A 21984-nucleotide genomic window follows, 5' to 3' on the forward strand; every position below is an offset into this window, starting at 1 on the left:
GTTAATCAGTTTCAAGATCAGCCCGTTCAAAAACTGGCCGCTTGATGAATTTAATACAATATGTGTGCCAACTTTATAAAGTTTATTTTAATCAATGATTTATTGACCTTTATTGCTCAACCAATCATCTTAAGAGGCAACGCCTAAACCATAAAATGCGGCGAAAGCGGCAAACGAGCGGCAATGCCTATCCAACTTTATTTGCTTTGTTACCCTGCAAGTAAGTTGCCAAACACGCTAACCCACAGATCAAAGGAACATTTTTTGCATTAACCTTGGCTTGCCATACAGCGCCATTGCCTTGACAGGCAGCGCCAACGGCCGTGCTCACCACAGCTAGAATAGGACGACGCAATCTATGACCCAAGATAACGATGGCCATACCAATATGACGTTGGATGAGGCATTTAAACTCGGCATAAACCTTTATCAAGAAGGAAATAAAGCGGACGCCCGCGACGTGTTCGAGCAAATTTTGTCTCATGCGCCCGATGCGGCACAAGTGCGGCAAGTCCTCGCCGTATTAGATGCGGAGGAAGGCAATCTCGAGCAGGCGATGGCGCATATCAACCATGCACTGGCACTCACTCCCGACGATTTATCATTACTGTTTGATAAAGCGCAGCTGCTGGTTCAACAAGGAAAGAACACGGCAGCAATGGAGATCGTCGAACGTCTATTTGTTGCCGCGCCAACCAACCCTGACATTCTGAACCTACGTGCCCAACTGACTGACAAACTCGGCCATAAAGGCGAAAGCCGTCGTACCCATGCATTACGTGACGAGTTACACCAACTCAAAAATCAAGGGCTCGCCGAAGAAATTGAGAAAACCATGACATTAGCGGCGAACTTCATGGCTGATGGGCATGTGGAGCAAGGCGAACAGCTCTATCAAACGATCTTAACGCTTGAGCCGGATTACCCGCCGGCACTGATGGCACTGGCGCAGTATGCGCTAGATGATGAAGCCTTCGGAAAAGCCCATCAGTTGTTACTCCGTGGCAGTGATAAAGCGCAAGCTCACCCAGTTTGGCAACTGCTTCTGATCAAAGCCGAATCGGGATTAGGCCACTATGCCCACGCGAGACGACGCTGCCTGAGCGTGTATAAACAAAGCCAAGATCCAGCGTTTCTCCGACAATTATTGGTGATTTACCTCAATGAGCAAAACTGGTTAGAAGCCAGTAAACTTGCTAAGCAGTGCTTGCGGGAAGACCCTGAGCGCGGAGAGTTACATTATGCGCTGGCGCGTGCCACATTTGAGCATTTGAAACAACATCACCAATTTACCCACGAAAAACTGACCCATTGCTACCATATTCACGAAAAAGCCTGCCAATACGTCGTGGGTAAGCATGCGAATACCTTGCAAGCGCAATTAGGCGAATTAGATTGGTATTTAGGCAACATTGATAGCGCGCAAAAGCGTCTCGAATCGCTATTGGCTGACAGCCCGGATGATCACGCGCTGCGCTTTAACTTAGCGTTTGTCTATCGTACTCAGATGGCATGGCCCGCATTTTATGAGGCCAACGAAGCTGGCATTGAATGTGGGCGTCGACTGAAATATCACGGTGAGTTACCACGTTGGGACCTTTCTCGTCCCGAAAGCGATGCTGTACTCATTATGCCTGAACAAGGTGTCGGGGATGAGCTCGCCTATTTTCATAATGTGCCTATGGTGGTGGAACGTGCCCGAAAGGTCTACGTTGGCTGTGATCCTCGTCTTGAGCCCGTGCTCAAAGCTGCCTTTCCCACCACAGAGATCGTGCCTATTTCACGTACTGATGGGAAAGATATCCATATTCCTGATCACGTGTTGGCCGATATCAATAGCTGGGTCGCGGGCGGCTCACTGGCGGGAATTTGTTATCAGCACTTCGAACGCCACCTTTACCAGCAAACCTATATTCATGCGTCGGCGACTCAAGAGACACCTTGGCAATCGGTGCTAGATGAACTGAAAGCACAAGGGCCAGTTATTGGCGTTTGCTGGCGAAGTGGCTTGGCGGCGGCAACACGGAATATCCACTATTTGATTGCCGATGAACTGGGGCAATGGTTAACAAAAATGCGCTCCCTTCATCCTAAGGTTCAGTTTGTGAACCTACAGTATGGCGACTGCTCAAAAGAGCTGGCCAAAGTTAAAAAGCAAACTGGGGTCGAGGTTGTGCAATTGCCAGGCTTGGATCTTAAGGATGATTTTGTCGGGAGTGCGAATGTTATGGCATCCATTGACGGCGTGTTTACCGCAGGTACCGCTGTTCACCGGACCGCCGTTGCGGTAGGGGCACCTTGTTATGTCTTTTTTGCCGGCCACAAAGACAGTGATCCGATGCAAGCGGTCGCAATGTCTGGCCATCAAGAGTATGCGTTCTGCTATCCACCCTTACTGAACGATAAAAAGCCGCTATTGGACGCCATGGCACAGGCCATGTATCGCGATTTATTGACCGGATAACCGACGTTGTCTCAATACCACTAATAGCAAAAGGGCAGTCAATACTGCCCTTTTCATAGAAACGTCTCACCGTTAAAGCACGTTGACGATGCGGATTAGATATAGTTGAACAGCGATAAGTCTTTCGTTTTCGCAAACGCTTGTTGCGATGCCTGTAGGGCTAACATGTCTTCATTCATATCGATCGCAGCTTGGGTATAGTCCAAGTCCTCCATAGTGCCCAATGAGCGATTTAGCACCAATTTGAAATCTTTGTGCATGCTCTCTTGCCGATCTAGCGTAGTCAAACGTGTCCCGACCTCAGAACGGGCCTTGTTTAAGTGTTTGAAGGCCGCTGCAAACTGATCGGTGACTTGATGCAGCTCTGCGGTTGCAGACGCATCATCGATGTCAGCATACGACAACGCGGCACCATGTTTAAACGCATCAAAGATAGTGAAGGTGTCTTGACGCTCGAGTGCAATGGTATCGCCGGGCTTCATCTCACCTTCAAAGGTCATTTTAAGCGTGTTCCACTCAATCCCATTTTGAGGATCGTAGAGCCCAGTGCTCACTTCGGTCCCGTTTTGGGTTAATGAATAGGTTGTATCTCCACTGGCATTTACATCAAAGGTCACGGCGTACGCGGCGTTGTCTGCATTATTGCTGTTTTCTGCGCGAGCAAGCAGCAACAAGGAGCCATCTTGCAAATCGTATTCGGGCTGATAATCCCCATAAGGGTTATCAATTTCCATAAACATTTTATCGCCCGGATCCGATGTGGGCACTTCTACCGCGGGGGCAACTTGCGCAGTACGAAAATAGCTATCACCGGCATAACGGACATTGCCTTGACTGTCGCGATAAAAAGGTTGCGTGCTGGTTTGGGTCCCTGAGAACAAGAAGTTGCCTGATTCATCCTTGGTATTCACCAAGTCCATAAAATTATCAAACATACCTTGCAAGTCTTGACGGTGCGCGGTGCGATCGTCATCGGATAGCGACCCGTTGATCATCGCCATCACTTTGCGTTTCGCACTGTCCATCAATTGCTCAGACTCATCAATCGCGATCTCTTCACGCGTTTGGCGGTTTCTCGCTAACGTTATCGAGTCAATGAACTGATCAATTTGTTCGTCTTGCTGGCGGAAATTCTGAATATAAATTGACGACACAGGATCATCACCTGCAGTGATCACCCGCTTACCGGTCGCCATTTGTTCTTGATTATCTTGCACCTTAATATTCTGGCGCATGATATCGTTAGACACTGACTGGTAGTTGTGAAAGCTGGCAATACGGCTAATCATGATCGCTATCCTTATCGTGTCGCATTGAGCAGTGAATCAAACGTCTCATTTGCCGCTGTCATAATGCGCGACGCCGCCATATAGGCACGTTGAAACTTCATCATATTCGCGGCTTCTTCGTCCAGATTGACCCCAGCGATTTCAGCAACGCGTCCTTCGGCCGCATCATGCTCCACCAAGCTGACATCTTGCAGTCGTTCATACGACGCCTTTTGTACGCCAAGGTCGGTATTCAACCCTTCATACACATCCAACAAGGTAGAACGTCCGTTATCCATTAGCTTTTGCGTTTGCAATTCTTGCATTCGGATCAGGTTACTGTTGTCGCCATCTGCTGGGATCAGACTGATGGCAAGAATGTCGTCAGGCGCCGCTTTATCGTTAATCTCAATCAAGGTGCCATTGACGTTAATCGGCCCTGTTGGCGGATATGCTTGCGGAGCAAGCAATACTTGTCCGTCTGTATCCGTGACCGCAAACTGACTCCCATCGGGTGATATGCGAACTTGGAATTCTTTCTGAGCCCCAGACTGCAGTACGCGCACATCCCCCTCACCATGGCTAATTGAGCTGGCGCTGACATAACTTTGAGCGGCAATGCCAGCAGGATCATCCATCACCATGCGGATTTGCCCCGCAGCTGCACGCGCGGGGCGCAAAAAGACCCGTTCGTTAGGCGCAAGGTTAGCGTCGATTTGAACGCGCATGCCATCTACATTAAAACTTGGCGGTGTTCCGCTTGGCGTCACCGCTGATTGCTGGCCATCAGGTGACGTGAGTGTGTACTGCGCCCCATCAAATTTTAATTGATAGTCACCAATTTTAAGCTTCTGAAGATCATCGATGTACACTTTAAGATCGGCGGTCGAATCACCACTTTTGATCACCCGGGATGCCGCAATACGGTCGTCATTAAAGTCGGTCAGGATATTCTTGCCAACCTCACCATTTAGATCGAAGCCTTGTCCTTGCAAATCGTTCAATGCTTGAGAAAAGCCAATCGCCATACGGCCGAGTTCGTCACGCGCCTGCCCCAGTGTCTGATCGCGATATTCAAATAACGCGCCGAGCTTACCGCGAATATCGCGATTAGAAATCGCTTTCACGCTTTTCCCTTCAACTAAGGCCAGCTGACGTTCTTGGTGATCAGGCTTTCCCGGTAAGGTTGTGAGTTCACTGCTGTTCATCCCTGACACTAACATATGACCACTGCCGATGATGACGTTAAATAAGCCATCTTCACGCGCATTAACACTGACTTGGGTGTATTCAGCTAACTCACGAATGAGCTTGTCATGACGGTCAAGTAGATCGTTCGGCTCGCCCGGTGTTTTCAGAATAGCTTTATGAATATCAACAATTTCGCGGCCAATATCGTTCATACGCTTGACCGTGGCATCGATTTGCGAGGAGGTATCAATCGACTGCTGCTGAAGTACGCCATATACGTCGTTTAATCCAGCAGACACCATGCGCGCTTTCTCTAGCACCACCTTACGCGCTCCCATATCACTCGGGCTATCGGTGAGGCCTTTTACTGCACCAAAGAACTCATTCATATTGTCAGGAATTTTCCGCGCTGAGTGCGCCATCATATCGTCAAGGCGCCCAAGCTGATCATTACGCGCGGCGGCATGTTCTAAATTGGAGGTAGCAATATTGAGCTCATTAACGGCAAACTTATCGTAATTACGGCGCACGGCAGCGGCGTGTACGCCGTCACCGTAGTTATTCCCTCCCCAATAATGAGGATCGTTAACTTGTTGCTCAACAGACTGACGGCTATAACCCTCAGTGTTCACATTGGAAATATTGTGACCTGTGGTATTAAGTTGTCGCTGCGCGGTGAGTACACCTTGCGACCCAAGGGAAAGCAGGTCAAAGCCCATTGTGCCTCCAGAAAACCCGGCAATAGAAACGAGATACAGGAATCAAAGCAAGAATTGAGCCAATAGAAATATAGGCTTTTTATTTTATAAAAATCAGTGAGTTAATATAATTTTTCAACATCAGACAAAGAAAGGAAAGGACAACGGCAAGCCCTTGCCTGCCGTTATTGATCCATCATGCCGCGGACTTGATCGAGCACGCGGAGCACCTTGTTCGAATAATCCGGATCGGTCGCATAACCGGCCTGATGCAACTCGCGAATAAATTGCTCTGGTTGTGCAGACTGGGACAGTGCCTGCTGATAGCGAGGGTTGCTATTGAGGAAAGAGACGAAGTCGTCAAAGCTATCTTGATACGATGGGTAGGCACGGAAACTCGCGGTTTCTTGAACCGGTATGCCATCATAGACTTCTAAGGTCTGCGTCGCGACTTTATCGCCCTGCCAGCGCTTATCGGCCTTAATATTAAATAGGTTATGGCTGTTATCGCGCGCGTTGGCGATCACTTTTTTACCCCATCCCGTTTCTAGCGCCGCTTGCGCAAGAATAATCGCAGGATCGGTACCTAGCGCCCGAGCGGCTCGACGTGCGTGAGGCGTGAGGGTTTGCACAAACGATTCTGGCGAATCAAACGATTCTTTACGTATAGGACGCTCTGGAATACTTGGCGGCGCAATAGATTGTCTATCCAGTTCGGCCATCGCTTGCTCTGCCGCTTGCCGACTTTGATCTTTATTCATGGGCAGCGCGTTCGCGGATGCGAAAGCGGCCTCTTTTAAGTTGGTTTGGGGCTCACCCGATTGCGCGCTGCCTAGCTGTTGCACAATCATATCTGCCAGGCCGAGGGAACCCTCCCGGCTCAGTTCACTGGCAAGTTGCTCATCGGCCATTTGCTCGTAAAATTTCGACGTGCGGTTATCAATCAAATCCGATTCAAAGGCTTCATTCGCTTCTCGCATCGATTTGAACAGCATTTGTGTAAACAACGACTCAAACTGTTCTGCCGCCGCCCGCAATGCCGCTTTTTCATCACCATCTTTACCACTTACGGCTTTTTGCCGTAGTGAATCGAGCTGGCTAATGTCATGCACAAACTGGCTATCAACCGGTGATTTCATTGTTCTGCCCTATATCACGATCAACTGGCCATCAATGGCACCTGCTTGTTTCAGCGCTTGCAGTATTGCCATCAGATCTGACGGTGCTGCCCCCACGCCATTAACGGCACGTACCAAGTCGTCCAAGGTCACGCCCGGCTTAAAGTGGAACATCCGCCCCTCTTCTTCTTGCACTTCAATATCAGTATCCGGCGTAACGATCGCTTCCCCGCCCCCGAGCGGATTAGGCTGACTCACATTGAAATCTTCATTAATGGATACTGTCATCCCACCATGAGTGATCGCCGCAGGTCGCAAACGAACATTTTGTCCCACCACGATCGTCCCCGTGCGGGAGTTTACAATGATCTTGGCGGCGGCATCGCCCGGCTCAAATTCAATGTTTTCCACCGTCGATAAAAACGCGACGCGCTGGCTGACATCACGAGGCGCTCGAACACGTATAGACGTCGCATCCATCGCTGAGGCCATTGAAGGGCCTAAGAAGCGATTAATGGCATCCGCCATACGTTGGGCAGTGGTGAAATCTGCTTGGAATAAGTTGAAGGTCAAGAAATCGCCGCGACCAAAGGGATTGGGCACTTCGCGCTCAACAGACGCGCCATTAGTGATACGGCCAACCGTTGGTGTATTCCCCACTAATCGTGAGCCATCCGCCCCCGTGGCGCTAAAGCCACCCACAATCAAGTTGCCTTGTGCAATGGCATAGACGTTACCATCCAAACCTTTCAGGAAGGTTTGCAACAGCGTTCCCCCGCGCAGGCTTTCAGCCGAACCAATCGAGGAAACCGTAACGTCAAGTTTTTGACCCTGCTTCGCAAAAGCGGGTAAATCTGCCGTAACAGCCACCGCCGCAATATTGGCTGCCTGAGGGTTGATGTCGGGTGGCAGCTGGATGCCAAAGTTTTCCAGCATAGATTTAAAACTTTGATCGGTAAACGGCGTGCTCTCACCGGTGCCCGGCAAACCCACGACCAGACCATAGCCTGTCAGGGTGTTGCTGCGCACGCCTGCCACTTCCGACACATCTTTTATGCGTGCCGCGAGGCTCGGAAACGCCACCACCAGCAATACAATCGATAACAACCACTTTTTCACGTCAACTCTCCGGCACGTTATTGCGCTATAAAGTGACATTAAAGAATCGTGCCAACCAGCCTTGCTCTTGCGTATCTTGGCGATCACCCGTTCCTGAATATTGAATACGCGCGTTAGAAATACGTGTCGATGCAATCGTGTTATCTGGGCTAATGTCGGCCGGACGAATGGTACCGCTGAGGCGTATGTATTCATCCCCTGAGTTTAATGTCAGCCACTTTTCACCTCGAACCATGAGGTTGCCATTCGAGAGAACATCAATTACTTGGACTGAGATTGATCCCTGTAGGCTGTTGCTCTGATCGGCTGAGGCAGAGCCTGTGAAGGAGTTATCGTTACTCACTTCATAAGAAAGGGTCCGCTCGCCGATAGTGATCTCTTCCCCCCCCAACGAGAGCGGATCCATGCTAAGGTCATTGGATTTCGCCAAATCAGAGCTCGCACTTTTTTGTGCTTGCGTGTTCTCTTCGAGCATCACGGTGACGATATCCCCCAAACCGCGCGGTTTAGACCCGTCATAAAGGTCACGCTGGCGAGTACTATCAAACAAGGAGCCTGTCGCCGTCGCGTAATGCTCTGGGGGTTGCTGAGGACGAATGGGTGACCAAGCCGGATCACCTGCTTTGGGATCTTCGCGTTGGCGGAGTAAGCCAATCAGCCCCTCACTGTCTGGCGCTGTCTCGCCCTCGACCGCATCCGTGGTTGAGGTTGCTTGGTCAAGATCACTACCTGTGTCTTGCTGACCCGGCAAAGAGCAGCCGCTCAGACCGAACAAGGCCATAAGCAACAAGCTTGGCATTAAAACACGTTGGAAAGTCATCAGCGCCCCCTTGTAACCCTTAACCTTGTTTATAACTGCTGATTCACATAACTCAGCATTTGGTCAACAGACGAAATCACTTTTGAGTTCATCTCGTAGACACGCTGCGCTTCAATCATGTTGACCAGCTCTTCGGTGACATTCACGTTCGAGGTTTCTAGCATCGACTGCTTCACTTCACCGAAGCCATCCAGACCAGGCACCCCTTCTTGTGGATCGCCACTGGCCCCTGTCGGTAAGTAAATGTTTTGCCCAATCGGCTCCAACCCACCTGGGTTGATAAAATCGACCGTGGTGATCTGACCCAACACTTGGTTTTCTTGCTGCCCACGCAAACGGGCTGACACTTCACCGTCAGTACCCACCGTAATCTGCACCGCGTCTTGCGGTACGGTGATTTCAGGTTGCAGCACGTAGCCAGAACCCGATGTCACTATGGTGCCTTCATCGTTTAGGGTGAACTGACCATTACGTTGGTAACCGATATTGCCGTCCGGCAACAATACTTGGAAGAAACCATCGCCTTGGATCATCATATCAAGCGCGTTATTGGTGGTTTGCACATTACCATTGGTATGAACACGCTGCGTGGCAACCACTTTAGAACCCGCGCCTAGCATCAAGCCACTGGGCAACTCTGTGTTCTGCGAAGACTGGCCACCCGGTTGGTTGATGTTTTGATAAAACAAATCTTCAAACACGGCACGCGACTTTTTAAAGCCAATGGTGGATGCGTTCGCTAAGTTATTCGAGATGGTCGAGATGTTAGTCTGTTGCGCATCAAGTCCGGTTTTACTGACCCATAATGCTGGATGCATAGTGTGTTCCTCTTAAGATGACTTAGCCAAGCTGCAACAGTGATGCAGACGACTCGTCCATTTTTTCCGCAGTTTTCATCAGCTTCACTTGCATTTCAAAGTGACGCTGCAAGTCGATTAAGCCGGTCATTTCGCCCACAGCATTAACGTTGCTGCCTTCTAATGCACCGGTGAGTAGCGTCACGCCCGCATCAGCAGGAAAGATAGTGCCGGGTTGCTTGGCTTTGAAAACCCCGTCTTTGTCTTTGAATAAGTCTTGATTGTCGGGACGAACCAATTTAATCCTATCCACCACTTCCATCGCATCAGCAGGCGCCCCTTGCGGAAGCACCGACACCGAGCCATCTTTGCCCACTTCAATTTTTGCTGCCGGGAGTGGAATAAAAATCGGACCGCCGGTTTCCCCTAAGATTAGGTTGCCGTTACTGTTTTGCAGCAGCCCTGTCTGGTCGACTTTCAAGTGGCCCGCGCGGGTATATCCCTCTTGCCCTTGGCTATCGAGTACCGCTAACCAACCCTGTCCCTGTACGGCAACATCGAGGCTACGGCCGGTGGTAATCGTTGAGCCTTGCTCAAAACGATAGCCAGGACGCTCTGTCATGTTGAACACACGGCTGGGAAGTCCTTCGCCATACGCTTGCATGGAGCGAGACTGCTCAAGATCGGCTCGAAAGCCTGTTGTGCTCACGTTTGCCAAGTTATTTGCGCGCAGCTGCATCGCTTGCATGTCCTGCTTCGCACCACTCATGGCAAGGTATAACGCGCGATCCATATTGGTTGCCTCCACAATCGTTCTAACTAGAACAAAGCAAAGAGCATGCCATTATTAAAACTTGATGTTTATCAGGTGATTATGAAGATTTAGCGCCAAGAAGACGCTAAAGAGAAGGAGAGAATGGAAAAGCCTTGCCGCCCAAGGGGTGGACGGCAAGGAAAGCACGGCTATCGAATTTGCAAGATGTTTTGTTGCATCTGGTTGCTCACTTCCAAGGCTCGCGAGTTGGCTTGGAAGTTACGCTGTGCAGTGATCAAGTCCACCAGCTCTTGAGTCATATCGATATTCGATTGCTCGATCGTTCCGCTTTTTACTTGGCCAAACGCACCTTGCATCGCTTCACCAAAAATAGGATCGCCAGAGTCTTGTGTCACATCCCATTGGGTGTTGCCCACTTGCGCGAGGCCTTGTTGGTTGGCCACACGAACCATGGCGACACGCCCTAGTGCGATGTTTTCACCGTTACTATAGGTGGCCATGATGGTGCCTTTGGGATCAATATCGACCTTGGTCAAATAGCCGGTCGTCGCGCCATCGTCGCTAAACTTACGCATTTCAAACGGTGCGGCATATTGGGTTGGGTTGTCGAAGTTAATCGTCAACTGCTGATCACCATTTGCACCGTTCATCTCTAGCGCCGCCCCCGCAGGGCCGAGTGGATCGGTCACTATTGGGTTGCCACCGTTGATGCTGTTAACGGAGCCATCTGAGTTAAAATCGACCGTATGCCCCGTGTGTCCTGTGGCGTTGGTGACGTTACCACCTTGAATATTAACCGGTTTTTCCCCTTCGGGATCCGTCATGGTGTAGTACACCGACCAACTATTCGGGTTGGCGGGATCATTGCCTTTCACATAGTAGGTGGAAAGCTTATAAGGCTGACCCAATGAATCATACACAGTGGCAGAGGTTTGCTTGTTGTAGGTTTCTGGGTCTTCAAAATTAAACTGCGCCGGATCTTTCTCTGCGCCACCGGCTGGTAAGTTCAAGCCAATATCAACGTTTTGCGAGGCACGAGGCTGACCAAACTGATCGGGCACATTCAGGGCTTGGGGTTCGTACGATCCCACTTGCTGCGTGTCAGGGTCTACTTTATAACCCAGCAGATATTGACCTTCCGAGTTGATAATGTCGTTGTTTTTATCAAGGTGGAAGGCACCGTTACGCGTCAGGTGATAGTCACTGGTTTGAAGCTTATCATTCGAGACGCCAAAGAACCCATTACCACTGATCCGTAAATCCAACGGGTTGTTGGTGTAGATACTCGAGCCCTCATGGAACTGCTGCGCAACGACCGAGGTTTGCACACCTGTACCATTGGTGGTTTTCGAGTTCGAAAAAATCGACGTTGAATACACATCCCCGAACTCAGCACGCGACTCTTTAAAGCCATAGGTATTGGCGTTCGCAATGTTGTTACTGGTGGTATTCATGTCTTTCTGGGCCGCACCAAGGCCACTTAACGCAATATTAAAACCCATTGCTTTCCACTCCTAATAAATCGGTTAGCCTTTCGTCACATTACCGACGTCGGCATTACCGACTTCTAGCACTTCAGCGAGCTTGAACGGTGAGGAGAAGCCGGCAAGATTTAACATCACGTTGCCGTCGCCATTCCCCAGCAAGACACTGTTCACATTGGCATAGGTTGATAAATCAAACTCTTGAGTTTTGCCATCAACCATGCCGCTGACTTTCAATCGATAGCGACCTTCCGGCATCGGATTGCCGTTGTCATCGTTGCCGTCCCACTCAACCCGGTGATCGCCGGGCGGCTTCGGCCCCATACTGAAGGTTCGTAATAGCTGGCCTTGTTCGTTCTCCACCCGAACACTCACGTTATCGAGCGCGCGAGGCAGTTTTACCATGCCCGCGATTCCGCCCGCTTCAGGCTTGACGCCCATCGAGCCAGGAACCAGTACGTCTCGGCCAACCAAAGATGACGCTTGTAGTGCTTGGTTTGAAGTAATCGACTCATTGAACGCATCAAATTGATTGTTCATCTTGCCGATCCCTTCTACCGTCGCGAATGACGCCATCTGGGAGATCATTTTGTCATTGTCGACAGGCTTGAACGGATCCTGTTGTGACAGCTGCTTGGTGAGCAGTGAGAGAAAGTCTTCCTGCTTGAGCTCAGTCTGTCCGGTGACTTTCTCCTGGCTCTCTTGCAGTTTTTTCTCCTGCTGCGCCTTGAGCTGGTCAATGTAGGACAGTCCGCTAGTCGAACCTGTACCGTCGATTCCGGCCATTATCGCCTCCTACATTACTGACCCATCTGAAGCGTACGCATCAGCATTTGTTTACTCGCATCGGCAACCTGCACGTTAGTTTGGTAGGCGCGCGACGCGGAGATCATATTCGCCATTTCTTCCATCACGTTGACGTTGGGTTTAAAAATATAACCCTCTTCATTCGCCATCGGGTGGTCAGGGTTATATTCGGCACGTAAAGGCTTTTGGCTCTCAACGATACCTTTAATATGCACCGGCACACTCTCACCACTTTGCTGCTTGAAGCGATTAAGCTCTGCAGCAAAAATCGGATGCCGTGCACGGTAGGTTTCCTGCGCAGAACTGCTTACCGAATTGGCATTGGCTAGGTTGCTTGATGTGGTGTTCAACCGCACTGACTCTGCGCTCATCGCCGAACCAGACACGTTAAAGATATTAAACAAGCTCATCGGTTATTCCCCTTTCAATGCCTTTTTCATGTTCTTGAACTTTGAGCCAAGAAAATCCAGTGAGGCTTGGTATTCCAATGCATTCTGCATAAACAAATTCTTTTCGAGCTGAGCATCAACCGTGTTGCCATCCCCAGTATCAGGTTGCGTAGGCACGCGGTACTTCTTCTCGCCCGCCACGTGGGTGGTGGCAGCAATGTGCCGCTCATTAGTGCGGCTTAGGCCAATACTTGCCCCTGAGGTTGCCGCCTGCAAAGCACGTTTAAAGTCGATATCTTGTGCTTTGTAGCCTGGCGTATTGGCATTAGCAATGTTGCTAGACAGCGTCTCTGCCCGTGTAGCGCGTACGCCGACAGTGTGCTGGTGTACGCCTAATGCATTGTCAAATGTAATCGCCATGGGCAACCTCCAAAACTCTTCTCATCACATCAAAGCAATCTTGATGCCAATTTTTTACTTCCAGTCTAAACGCTATATTTTCAATGAGATAGAAACCAAGCCGCGGGATTATCTGGATGAGACGGCGGCAATACTCACTAAAGAAGAGGCAAACAGAAAAGAAAAAGCGGCAAGAAAGATGCCGCTTTTGAAAAGGATTACTTGAGTTTGTAAATAATACCGGGGTTACACCGGATCATCTCAAATTTATCAGTGAGCCCAGTCAGCGACTCAGACGCCCCAAGAATTAAGTGTCCGCCCGGGTTAAGCGCTCCCGCCATCTGATTTAAGACCTGAGCCTTCATGTCTGGCGAAAAGTAAATTAAGACGTTACGACAAAAAATAATGTCGAACTTACCCAATAAGCTATAGCTTTCCATCAGGTTCTGCGGGCGGAATGTCACCATGCGCTTAATATTCTCTTTCACCCGCATCTTGCCATCACCGACATCTTCAAAGAAGGTACGACGACGCTCAGGTGAGAGTCCGCGCCCTAGGGCAAGATTATCGTAAATTCCCTGACGGCAAGCCTCCAACATCGACGTTGATATATCGGTAGCAGTAATGCTCACACTGCCTAGCATGCCCGGCTTACGTTGCTGCGTTTCAGCCACTGTCATGGCAATAGAATACGGCTCTTGCCCGGATGAGCTCGCCGCCGACCAAATTTTGATCGGTTTGCGGGCTTTGCCTAATTCAGGAAGTAGACGATGGGCCAACACTTCAAACGGGTAGGTGTCACGAAACCACAGGGTTTCATTGGTGGTCATCGCATCGATTGCTGCCACTGCCAGCTCTCGGTTTCGGCCCGTAATAACCGATTTCACCAACTCAGAGAGTGACGCCAAACCAAACTTATTGACCAATGGGCTAAGTCGGCTTCGTACTAGGTATTGTTTGCTATCCCCAAGCACGATGCCGCATTTCGATTCGAGATGCTTGCAGAAGTCTCGATATTCTTGGTCACTGATTGCTACATTTGTCATTAATCAACTCAATCGCTCTGTTTGGGTTACGACTTAACCGCTTCGATGACGGCAGAGCCCAATTCATCAGGGTCGAATTTCGCGATAAACGAGTTGGCGCCCACGCGCTGCACCATGGCCTCGTTAAATACCCCACTTAAAGATGAATGCAATACTACATGAAGATCTTTTAAGCTCGCATCTTTTCGGATTTCAGTGGTGAGGGTGTAACCGTCCATTTCCGGCATCTCAATATCTGAAATCACCAATGCCAGCTGGCTATATATATTGCCTTCTGCTGCCATTTCTTTCAGTTTATCCAGTGCCTCTTTGCCATCTTGTACCAAGATAACATCATAACCGACACTTTCTACAGCGCGCTTCACTTGGCGACGCGCCACGCTCGAATCATCCGCGACCAGTACTTGGCTCGGAGCGCTTTCCTCACGTTCTTGACGCTTAGAAAGCACCTCTTCACTGATTTCCTCATTCACGGGTGCAATTTCATTCAGGATTTTTTCAACATCCAGCACTTCCACCAGTTCATTGTCAATCTCAGTGACAGCGGTCAAGTAGTGAGAACGGCCTGTGCCTTGAGGCGGTGGGAGGATTTTTTCCCAATTCATGTTCACGATACGCTCGACCGACCCAACTAAAAAGCCCTGCATCGAACGATTAAACTCAGAAATGATCACGAAACGATTTTCGGGATCCGGAATAGCAGGCCCGCCAGTTGCTAGGCTCATATCAATGACTGAGACTGTTTGACCACGAATGTGTGCGACCCCTTTTACTAAGGGATGTAAATTTGCCATCGCGGTTAACTTAGGGCACTGAAGAACTTCCTTTACTTTAAAGACGTTAATGCCAAAGCGTTGGTTTCTCATCAGGCGGAAAGTCAACAGCTCTAACCGGTTTTGTCCTACCAGCTGCGTGCGCTGGTTGACCGAATCAAGAACACCACCTGTCATAAGATAAACTCCATGTTGCCCCGTTTTTTATGTAGAGTAGCATGATAATAGTAGTGGGTTATTGCACTACTCTCGAGAAAGAAGGGAAAATTTCTTCTTTAGTCGTCATCAATGGTTTGGATCTATGTATCAGTTATTACGTTTATTTATCGTCAGCTTATTAGCAAGCTTTAGCGTAAGTATAGCCGCTGCGACGGTAAGTCAAATGGATGCGGTCAGAGAAGCGGCAGAACGACATGTCGAGTCTATCATTTCGGTGCCCAAAAACGGTGAGCTCGACATCACAGCCGGCAACCTTGACTCGAGATTACGCCTGACCGATTGCCCGCTGCCATTGGATACCGAAGTGCCAGGGCGACAACGTATGAATACCTCGGTAACGGTCATGGTCTCGTGTCCTCAAGATGACTGGCAGGTGTATATCCCAGTCCAAATTCGCTTAATGATCCCACTGGTCGTTGCCAAGCGCCCGTTAGATCGTGGCATGCCTCTTGCAGCGAGTGATATGACCATTCAAATGGTTGACAGTCGGTTTCAACGTGGCCAAACCTACACCAGTCCAGCGCGCCTAATAGGCTCGAAAGTAAAAAGAACGGTCGGGATTGGTCAGCCCATCAGCAGTAACGATGTGTGTGCCGTGTGTCGAAATGATGACGTTGTTATCACTGCACGTGGAAACGGACTCAATATTGTTGCAAAAGGTACGGCATTAAGTGACGGTGCTCTAGGAGAGCAAATAAAAGTCAAGAACGATAAATCCAATCGGATTGTCGATGCTACAATCTCGGCGGTGGGCGAAGTGACGGTAAATTTCTAATTTTTTACGCCCAAATGCTAAAGTTAGCAAAAGGAATGCCGATACGCTGAGCAACGGACTCAAAAGCGACTGACAGTAAGGCGACGTTTATGGCGAGTATTGATCAACTACGTGGTAACCAGCAACCGCTGACCACAACCCGCAATAGCGGGAACCAGAATAAGACACAAGAGGCGCAAGGGAGCGCCGTGCGTGAACAGCAACGTACGACCAGTCAAGATGATGCAGTGTCGCTGAGCCATCAAAGCCGAGAGATCGGAAAAATGAATCAGCAAATGGCCTCTGAGCCGTATTTTGACAGTGCGAAAGTCGCTGAAATTAAACAAGCCATTGCCAATGGTTCGTATAAAGTCGATGCTGACAAACTCGCTGCCAATATGATGCGCTTTGAGAACGATTTGAACGACAGTTAATCTGGCGGGATAGTTTATGAGTCAAAATGCGCCCCTGTCCGTCCTTCTCGAGCAGCAGCTAGAGCGAGTTCAGTCGCTAAAAACGCTGCTCGAGCAAGAAGCCAAAACCATTGCCAGCCGAGTGTCGGAAGACATCGAAGCCACCGCCAAACAAAAGCAAATCTTGGTGAATGAAATACAGCGTGCTGATAGCCAACTCGCACAGCACCCTGAGCGAGAAAAGCTTCAAGGCGACCCGCAATGCGTTGAATACGTCAACACCATCCAACAGCACATTCAAGCCTGTAAGCAACAAAACGAGACCAATGGGATGGCGCTACAACGCGCAAGTTTAAGCATCCATCGGTTACGTAATTTGTTCCAAGAAAGCGGCGGCAAGTCAGAGCTGACTTATGACCATGACGGCAATGCGTCAGGCCGGAAAACCCTTGGCACAAATGTAAAAGCGTAGCTCGCGCTTTAGTATACGCCGAGCCACCTGACATTGCGCACTGACGTCTCCTTACTTAACCGCTTTAAATTGGTCGTAGCGCGTATGCCCACTGCGCGTGCACACCTCCCAATGATACAACTCGATCTGTAAAACAACGCGGCTTAGCTGACCAATAACAGTTAATAAAAAAGCGAGCCGTCTGGCTCGCTGATTGCGCGGAGAAAAGTTGGATTAAAAGATAATGTTTTCGTTACGGGGGATGTTTTGTGACTCGCCATAACGCTTCATTTTTTGCATCAAGTCTAAATCCAGCTCCAATTCGGTCACGTAGCTGTCACCGACTTTATAGCTTGCCACCACTTCAGCACCGCGGATAATCCCGTCGACAGCGCCTTGTGTGCTATCACGGCCAAGACTTTGATCCTCCACACGCGTACGACCACTGACTCGAAGCCCATACACCTGCTCACTGAGCTCTTTATATGCCTCGACTTTTGACGCTCGCATTGCACGTGTTTCACGCTCTTCTTGCGTGGCCCCTTGTTGAGCACTGATTGAAGCCATACCAACCGCAGAAATAACATTCTCCTCTTTCATCTTGGTCAGAGGCTGACACGCGGTTAAAGCCATCAGGGCTAAAAGGCAAAGTCCATGTTTTATGCTCATGAATCATCCTGTCTTGGTTAAGGCTTAAGAACGACTGTTTCACGCTTGATGCGGTTTTGATCATCACGAATAATGACGCCATCACGCATGCGCACTTTATAAAGCGTGTCAATATCTCGACCAATACGGTCTGCGGGTAAAAACCCTTGCGCAGAAGCGACCACAACACGCGACTCCATACCAATAATACGCGCATTGACCAGTACACCTCCACCTTGTCGTAGCATGGTGCCTGTCAAGATATAATCAATCTGCTGTTCGGGGTTTAACTCTTTCCAATCACGGCTGATGGCAAAGTCCCCTTCTTCGGTGACACGAATAGCGCCGGTCGATTTGAAGTCTATGACGGTAAAGCCACGGCTTTGCATCTGATAAATCAGCCCTTCGGTCACTGTATTGCCTAACCAGTTCGTTTCAGACATGTCTTGCAAGTCTACAAACGACGTGATCGCCAACGGGGTACGTGCGGTTAAATAAGCATTTGTCGCCAGTAATTCGTCGGCCATGCTATTTAAAAAATAGTCCAGCGTGTGGCGAGGACGCTGCTTGAGGAAGAACTCACTCCCCGAGTAGGGCTCTTTCCCGTTGTAAATAGGCGTATATGCACAGCCTGCTGTCAACAGCGCTAATACCGCCACTATCCACTTTTTCATCGTATCATGCTCCGCGATCAGTCATCGATGTGAGACAAGTGTCTTCTTAGAGTATCGGACAAGGACCACAAACCTTTACCTTGAATTGTCACCCTTGTGTTCCGGAACACAACTTGCATCAATCTCTCATGCGTCATGCTCTTGTTAGGGTTGCCACCCTACCTGTTATGTTAACGAAGCAATTTCCATACCTACTAAGTGAGAACTTGACTATGAAAACCCGTTTGGCGCGATTCGGCCTGCTTTTTTCTCTATTTATCACGCCGCTCACACAGGCAGCTTGGTATGAAGTGTCTGCCAGCTCGCCCATCCTTGAAAGCGAGCAAGCGGCACGCGTCCGCGCGTTAGAAGCCGCCACGTTCGATGCCATGCAGTTCTCCGGCGCCGATGTAGGCAGTTTGCAGCAAATCAAACGATTTCTTACCTCCGTTAAGCCCGGTTACCAGTTCAATGGTAGTGAAGTCCGCGAGATCTTAATTCTGGAAGAAGGCACTCAAGGTGGCAATTATGTGGTCAATGTGCGGGTGGATATCTATCCATCGGCAAATGCTTGCCACAAGACACAGTATAAGAAAGGAATGGTGATGACACGCTTTCCGATTGTGTCGCCTCAGCAAGCGGCCTTAGGAGGAATTTACCAATTTGGTGATGATTTTTCTGTGCTGCTTAGTCGAGAAGTCACTCAACACGGACAAAGCTTTGTTGGCCGTGGTATTGCGAATGTCGATGTTTCGCCAAACGCCCCGCAAGCTGTCGCGATGCTGGCGGAAGATAAAGATGCACAATTTGTCGTGACTGGAGCCATTACCGATCTCTCTGCGACCACAGACAGTGGCAGCTTCGGCCGTTCGCAAGACAATCGGCAATTGGCGGTCAATGTACAAGCGATGGACGCTGAAAGCGGTGAAGTCATTTTCCAGCGCCGCTATCGTGATGTTGCCAAATGGCCTTTTGAGCGCCATAGCCAAGTGGATACCCAAACAGCGCGTTTTTGGCAATCGCCTTACGGGCAAATGGCACGACGCATGAGTCGTAACATCTTGCTGGATTTAGAGTCGGCCCTATCCTGCCGCGCCAGCAAACCCAAAATTGTGGCACTAAAAGACAATATCGCACAAATCAACGTTGGACGAATCAATGGGGTGAAACAGGGTGATCAGTTACAACTGTGGCATCTCGCTTCTTTCACTGATGATTTAGGGATTGTGCGCACGCAGCGCCGTAAAAGCGGAATGACATTAACCGTTGCGCGTGTTTATGAAAGCAGTGCCGAAGCGGTTATCCAACCCGACAGCTTGATAGGCAGCATTCAGATCGGTGATATTGTCACCAAAGGAGTAAACTAAATTGAAACAGGCGCTTAAATCGCGCCTGTTTTTACGTATAATGGCTGCCCGCGCTCCCATAGCTCAACAGGATAGAGCAGTCGCCTCCTAAGCGACCGATCGGGGTTCGAGTCCCTGTGGGAGCGCCAGTAAACCATTATCCCCTCCTTCTTTAGTCGCTATTTGCTGTTCTTTACCTCGTTTCATTTGGTTTTTGTTCAAAATATCCGAACATATCCATCAAGCTCTACTACTTATTATTCCGACGTCTCACCTTTATTATGGCTCTCAATCCGGCGAGTAACGCCAATATCTATCAACTTTTTCGAAGAGGCCCATTATGCGTCAACGTTTACACACTCTGCTTTCCACTCAATCAAGCTTTGCCCCCTTAGCTTTGCGCCTTCCTGTCGGAGTGATTTTGATCGCTCATGGCGCGCAAAAACTGTTTGGTTGGTTTGGCGGCTATGGCCTTGAAGGAACGGGCCAATGGATGGCATCGATTGGTCTTGAGCCTGGTGTACTAATGGCGTTGATGGCAGGTAGTGCGGAGTTTTTTGGCGGTGTGCTGCTGTTGATTGGTCTATTGACGCGCCCTGCTGCGGCTGTCACTTCAATCACCATGCTGGTCGCGATTGTTACCGTGCACTGGGATAACGGCCTATTTCTAAGCAACAACGGGTATGAGTTTGGATTGGCATTACTGGCTGCCGCCGTCTCATTGCTGTTCAGTGGGGCTGGCAATCTCTCTGTCGATAAAAAGCTCAGCCAGACAATGCGCTAACCGCTGCGACTGACCCAAGATACAAAAATGCCGCGTGTTCAACGCGGCATTTTTCGTGGCTAAAGGTTGGTTGATTAAACGTAAGTCACCCACGCCCAAAGGCTCAACATGGCCATCACGCCGGCAAGGATATCATCGAGCATGATCCCCAGCCCACCATGAACATGCTTGTCCAACCAACTGATAGGCCATGGCTTAATCATATCGAAGAGTCGAAACATCACGAAGCCTGCTAAGATAATCTGCCAGTCGGTGCTTGGCACCAATGCCATGGTGATCCAAAAGCCAACAAATTCGTCCCACACAATCGCGCCGTGATCATGCACTTTCATATCCGCAGAGGTACGACCGCAAATCACAATGCCTGCAAGACTACCGACAAGAATGGCTATCCATAAACCAACTGGCGCTGTGTAGGTTGCCAGTAGCCAATAAAAAGGCACCGCAAACAAGGTACCAACCGTCCCCGGTACCACCGGAGAGAGCCCACTCCCCAGCCCAACGGCCAGCAAATGCAACGGGTTTTTAAGCGATAAACGCTGCTTAGGATCTGTCACTGTCCAACTCCTTAAAGTGATCCCATCCTGATAGCGTCCAGTCTAGGGGATTACCATCGGCCATCAATTGTAAAGACTGACTGCCATTAATTTGACCAATACAAGCGGCGGTGACCCCAGTGTGTTTCAGTGTTGTCTCTAACGTCCCGCGATACATTTCCGGTACGGTAAAGCACAATTCATATTCTTCGCCACTGGTTAAGGCAAGCTTTTGCGCGGTTTCATAGCTGTCCACATCCGCTAATAACGCCTCCGACAGCGGCAGTTGGGTCACATCAATGGATGCGCCCACACCACTGGCTTTGAGAATATGCTGAATATCAGCCACCAGCCCATCGGAAATATCAATCGCTGCCGAGGCGATACCGCGTAAAGCTTGGCCTGCCGCTACGCGAGGCTGCGCGCGATAATGCCGATTAATCAATGTGGCCGCCCGTGCCTCATCGGTCACCGGCTTACCAAGGACATAGTTCAGTCCTGCTTGGCTATCCCCCAAGGTACCGGTGACATATAACCAATCCCCAGGCTTAGCACCATCGCGAGTTAATGCCTTTCCATGAGGGACATGGCCATGTAAGGTCATGGTAATGCTTTTGGGCCCACGTGTGGTGTCACCGCCAATCAGCTGGACTTGAAAGTATTCGGCAAGCGCAGAGAAACCTTGGCAGAATCCTGCCACCCACGCTTCATCCGGTTCAGGTAAAGTCAGCGCCAACGAGCACCATGCAGGCATCGCCCCCATTGCTGCTAAGTCGCTTAAATTCGATGCCAACGCTTTGTGCGCAACATCGGAAGCACTGGCTGTGGCAAGAAAGTGGGTACCTTCTACCATAGTATCTGTGGTAATGGCGAGCTGACAGCCCTCGGGGACTTGGGTAATGGCACAGTCGTCACCAATGCCTAGCGCCACATCGCGGCGGCTCACTGGCTGACGAGCGAAATAATCGCGAATCAGATCAAATTCGTTGCGCGTCATAATGGCTTTCGTGGTATCGCATCTAAAAATAAAAA

The 21984-nt window shown here is 49.8% G+C and carries 24 protein-coding genes and 1 tRNA gene; 8 read left to right on the forward strand and 17 right to left on the reverse strand.

What is annotated here, in order from left to right; all coding sequences use genetic code 11:
• The first annotated feature begins 358 nt into the window (after window positions 1–358).
• Complete coding sequence (locus N7E60_RS10835; protein WP_269597482.1) at window positions 359–2464, forward strand: tetratricopeptide repeat protein; 2106 nt, start codon at window positions 359–361, stop codon at window positions 2462–2464.
• Window positions 2465–2559: 95 nt separating this feature from the next.
• Here N7E60_RS10835 and flgL read toward each other — a convergent pair whose 3' ends face one another.
• The 11 genes from flgL to flgB all read right to left on the reverse strand — a co-directional run bounded on the left by flgL (window position 2560) and on the right by flgB (window position 13350).
• The gene (gene flgL / locus N7E60_RS10840; protein WP_069589307.1) at window positions 2560–3753 is read right to left on the reverse strand and encodes a flagellar hook-associated protein FlgL; all 1194 of its coding nucleotides are present in this window, start codon (window positions 3751–3753) and stop codon (window positions 2560–2562) included.
• 11 nt (window positions 3754–3764) lie between these two features.
• Window positions 3765–5642 (reverse strand): flagellar hook-associated protein FlgK, encoded by a 1878-nt coding sequence (gene flgK / locus N7E60_RS10845; protein WP_167314737.1) that lies wholly within the window; start codon window positions 5640–5642, stop codon window positions 3765–3767.
• Between the two features lie 164 nt (window positions 5643–5806).
• On the reverse strand, window positions 5807–6760 hold the full coding sequence (gene flgJ, locus N7E60_RS10850) for a flagellar assembly peptidoglycan hydrolase FlgJ (protein ID WP_077674320.1): 954 nt from the start codon (window positions 6758–6760) through the stop codon (window positions 5807–5809).
• Window positions 6761–6769: 9 nt separating this feature from the next.
• The gene (locus tag N7E60_RS10855; RefSeq protein ID WP_069589303.1) at window positions 6770–7858 is read right to left on the reverse strand and encodes a flagellar basal body P-ring protein FlgI; all 1089 of its coding nucleotides are present in this window, start codon (window positions 7856–7858) and stop codon (window positions 6770–6772) included.
• 25 nt (window positions 7859–7883) lie between these two features.
• Window positions 7884–8678: a flagellar basal body L-ring protein FlgH gene (locus tag N7E60_RS10860; RefSeq protein WP_408642324.1), complete on the reverse strand. Its 795-nt coding sequence runs from the start codon at window positions 8676–8678 to the stop codon at window positions 7884–7886.
• A gap of 29 nt (window positions 8679–8707) precedes the next feature.
• The gene (flgG, locus tag N7E60_RS10865; RefSeq protein ID WP_069589302.1) at window positions 8708–9496 is read right to left on the reverse strand and encodes a flagellar basal-body rod protein FlgG; all 789 of its coding nucleotides are present in this window, start codon (window positions 9494–9496) and stop codon (window positions 8708–8710) included.
• 22 nt (window positions 9497–9518) lie between these two features.
• Entirely contained in the window at window positions 9519–10268 is a 750-nt protein-coding gene (gene flgF, locus N7E60_RS10870; RefSeq protein ID WP_269597483.1) for a flagellar basal-body rod protein FlgF, read from the reverse strand.
• Between the two features lie 170 nt (window positions 10269–10438).
• Window positions 10439–11752 carry a flagellar hook protein FlgE gene (flgE, locus tag N7E60_RS10875; RefSeq protein ID WP_077478929.1) on the reverse strand — a complete coding sequence of 438 codons (1314 nt, stop codon included), beginning with the start codon at window positions 11750–11752 and terminating at the stop codon, window positions 10439–10441.
• A gap of 24 nt (window positions 11753–11776) precedes the next feature.
• Complete coding sequence (locus tag N7E60_RS10880) at window positions 11777–12520, reverse strand: flagellar hook assembly protein FlgD (RefSeq protein ID WP_069589298.1); 744 nt, start codon at window positions 12518–12520, stop codon at window positions 11777–11779.
• A gap of 14 nt (window positions 12521–12534) precedes the next feature.
• Window positions 12535–12951 (reverse strand): flagellar basal body rod protein FlgC, encoded by a 417-nt coding sequence (gene flgC / locus N7E60_RS10885; RefSeq protein ID WP_069589296.1) that lies wholly within the window; start codon window positions 12949–12951, stop codon window positions 12535–12537.
• 3 nt (window positions 12952–12954) lie between these two features.
• A complete protein-coding gene (flgB, locus tag N7E60_RS10890) occupies window positions 12955–13350 on the reverse strand; it encodes a flagellar basal body rod protein FlgB (RefSeq protein ID WP_077455526.1) in 396 nt (131 codons plus the stop codon).
• On the opposite strand from flgB, the gene N7E60_RS10895 reads away from it, so the two are divergent.
• Window positions 13349–13555 carry a hypothetical protein gene (locus tag N7E60_RS10895; protein ID WP_269597484.1) on the forward strand — a complete coding sequence of 69 codons (207 nt, stop codon included), beginning with the start codon at window positions 13349–13351 and terminating at the stop codon, window positions 13553–13555. The genes flgB and N7E60_RS10895 overlap by 2 nt on opposite strands.
• Here N7E60_RS10895 and N7E60_RS10900 read toward each other — a convergent pair.
• Window positions 13548–14375, reverse strand: a complete 828-nt coding sequence (locus N7E60_RS10900) for a CheR family methyltransferase (RefSeq protein ID WP_069589292.1) — start codon at window positions 14373–14375, stop codon at window positions 13548–13550. The two genes, N7E60_RS10895 and N7E60_RS10900, sit on opposite strands and share 8 nt — an antisense overlap.
• Window positions 14376–14401: 26 nt before the next feature.
• Entirely contained in the window at window positions 14402–15325 is a 924-nt protein-coding gene (locus tag N7E60_RS10905) for a chemotaxis protein CheV (RefSeq protein WP_077639644.1), read from the reverse strand.
• A 124-nt stretch (window positions 15326–15449) separates the two neighbouring features.
• Between N7E60_RS10905 and flgA the strand changes: the two genes are divergently transcribed.
• The 3 genes from flgA (at window position 15450) to N7E60_RS10920 (ending at window position 17006) form a co-directional block, all read left to right on the forward strand.
• A complete protein-coding gene (gene flgA / locus N7E60_RS10910) occupies window positions 15450–16142 on the forward strand; it encodes a flagellar basal body P-ring formation chaperone FlgA (RefSeq protein ID WP_269597485.1) in 693 nt (230 codons plus the stop codon).
• An 89-nt stretch (window positions 16143–16231) separates the two neighbouring features.
• A complete protein-coding gene (gene flgM / locus N7E60_RS10915; protein WP_069589288.1) occupies window positions 16232–16555 on the forward strand; it encodes a flagellar biosynthesis anti-sigma factor FlgM in 324 nt (107 codons plus the stop codon).
• Between the two features lie 16 nt (window positions 16556–16571).
• Complete coding sequence (locus N7E60_RS10920) at window positions 16572–17006, forward strand: flagella synthesis protein FlgN (RefSeq protein WP_077455530.1); 435 nt, start codon at window positions 16572–16574, stop codon at window positions 17004–17006.
• A gap of 213 nt (window positions 17007–17219) precedes the next feature.
• Here the strand turns inward: N7E60_RS10920 and N7E60_RS10925 are convergent, their stop codons facing one another.
• Both N7E60_RS10925 and N7E60_RS10930 read right to left on the reverse strand, forming a co-directional pair.
• The gene (locus N7E60_RS10925; protein WP_102136080.1) at window positions 17220–17654 is read right to left on the reverse strand and encodes an LPP20 family lipoprotein; all 435 of its coding nucleotides are present in this window, start codon (window positions 17652–17654) and stop codon (window positions 17220–17222) included.
• A 17-nt stretch (window positions 17655–17671) separates the two neighbouring features.
• Window positions 17672–18307, reverse strand: coding sequence for a FlgO family outer membrane protein (locus N7E60_RS10930; protein WP_269597487.1), 636 nt, complete (start codon window positions 18305–18307; stop codon window positions 17672–17674).
• Window positions 18308–18519: 212 nt separating this feature from the next.
• Here N7E60_RS10930 and N7E60_RS10935 point away from each other — a divergent pair, with 212 nt between their 5' ends.
• The 3 genes from N7E60_RS10935 (at window position 18520) to N7E60_RS10945 (ending at window position 20416) form a co-directional block, all read left to right on the forward strand.
• Window positions 18520–19653, forward strand: a complete 1134-nt coding sequence (locus tag N7E60_RS10935) for a flagella assembly protein FlgT (protein WP_269597488.1) — start codon at window positions 18520–18522, stop codon at window positions 19651–19653.
• Window positions 19654–19705: 52 nt separating this feature from the next.
• Window positions 19706–19781, forward strand: a tRNA-Arg gene (locus tag N7E60_RS10940).
• A gap of 191 nt (window positions 19782–19972) precedes the next feature.
• Entirely contained in the window at window positions 19973–20416 is a 444-nt protein-coding gene (locus N7E60_RS10945; RefSeq protein WP_077455532.1) for a DoxX family protein, read from the forward strand.
• A 74-nt stretch (window positions 20417–20490) separates the two neighbouring features.
• Here N7E60_RS10945 and N7E60_RS10950 read toward each other — a convergent pair whose 3' ends face one another.
• Together N7E60_RS10950 and thiL are read right to left on the reverse strand one after the other, a co-directional pair.
• On the reverse strand, window positions 20491–20973 hold the full coding sequence (locus N7E60_RS10950; RefSeq protein ID WP_069589281.1) for a phosphatidylglycerophosphatase A: 483 nt from the start codon (window positions 20971–20973) through the stop codon (window positions 20491–20493).
• The gene (thiL, locus tag N7E60_RS10955; protein ID WP_269597489.1) at window positions 20960–21949 is read right to left on the reverse strand and encodes a thiamine-phosphate kinase; all 990 of its coding nucleotides are present in this window, start codon (window positions 21947–21949) and stop codon (window positions 20960–20962) included. Before thiL ends, N7E60_RS10950 begins: the two co-directional genes overlap by 14 nt.
• Between the last annotated feature and the right edge of the window lie 35 nt (window positions 21950–21984).

The organism is Salinivibrio proteolyticus (assembly GCF_027286365.1).
Taxonomy (GTDB): Bacteria; Pseudomonadota; Gammaproteobacteria; order Enterobacterales; family Vibrionaceae; genus Salinivibrio; species Salinivibrio proteolyticus.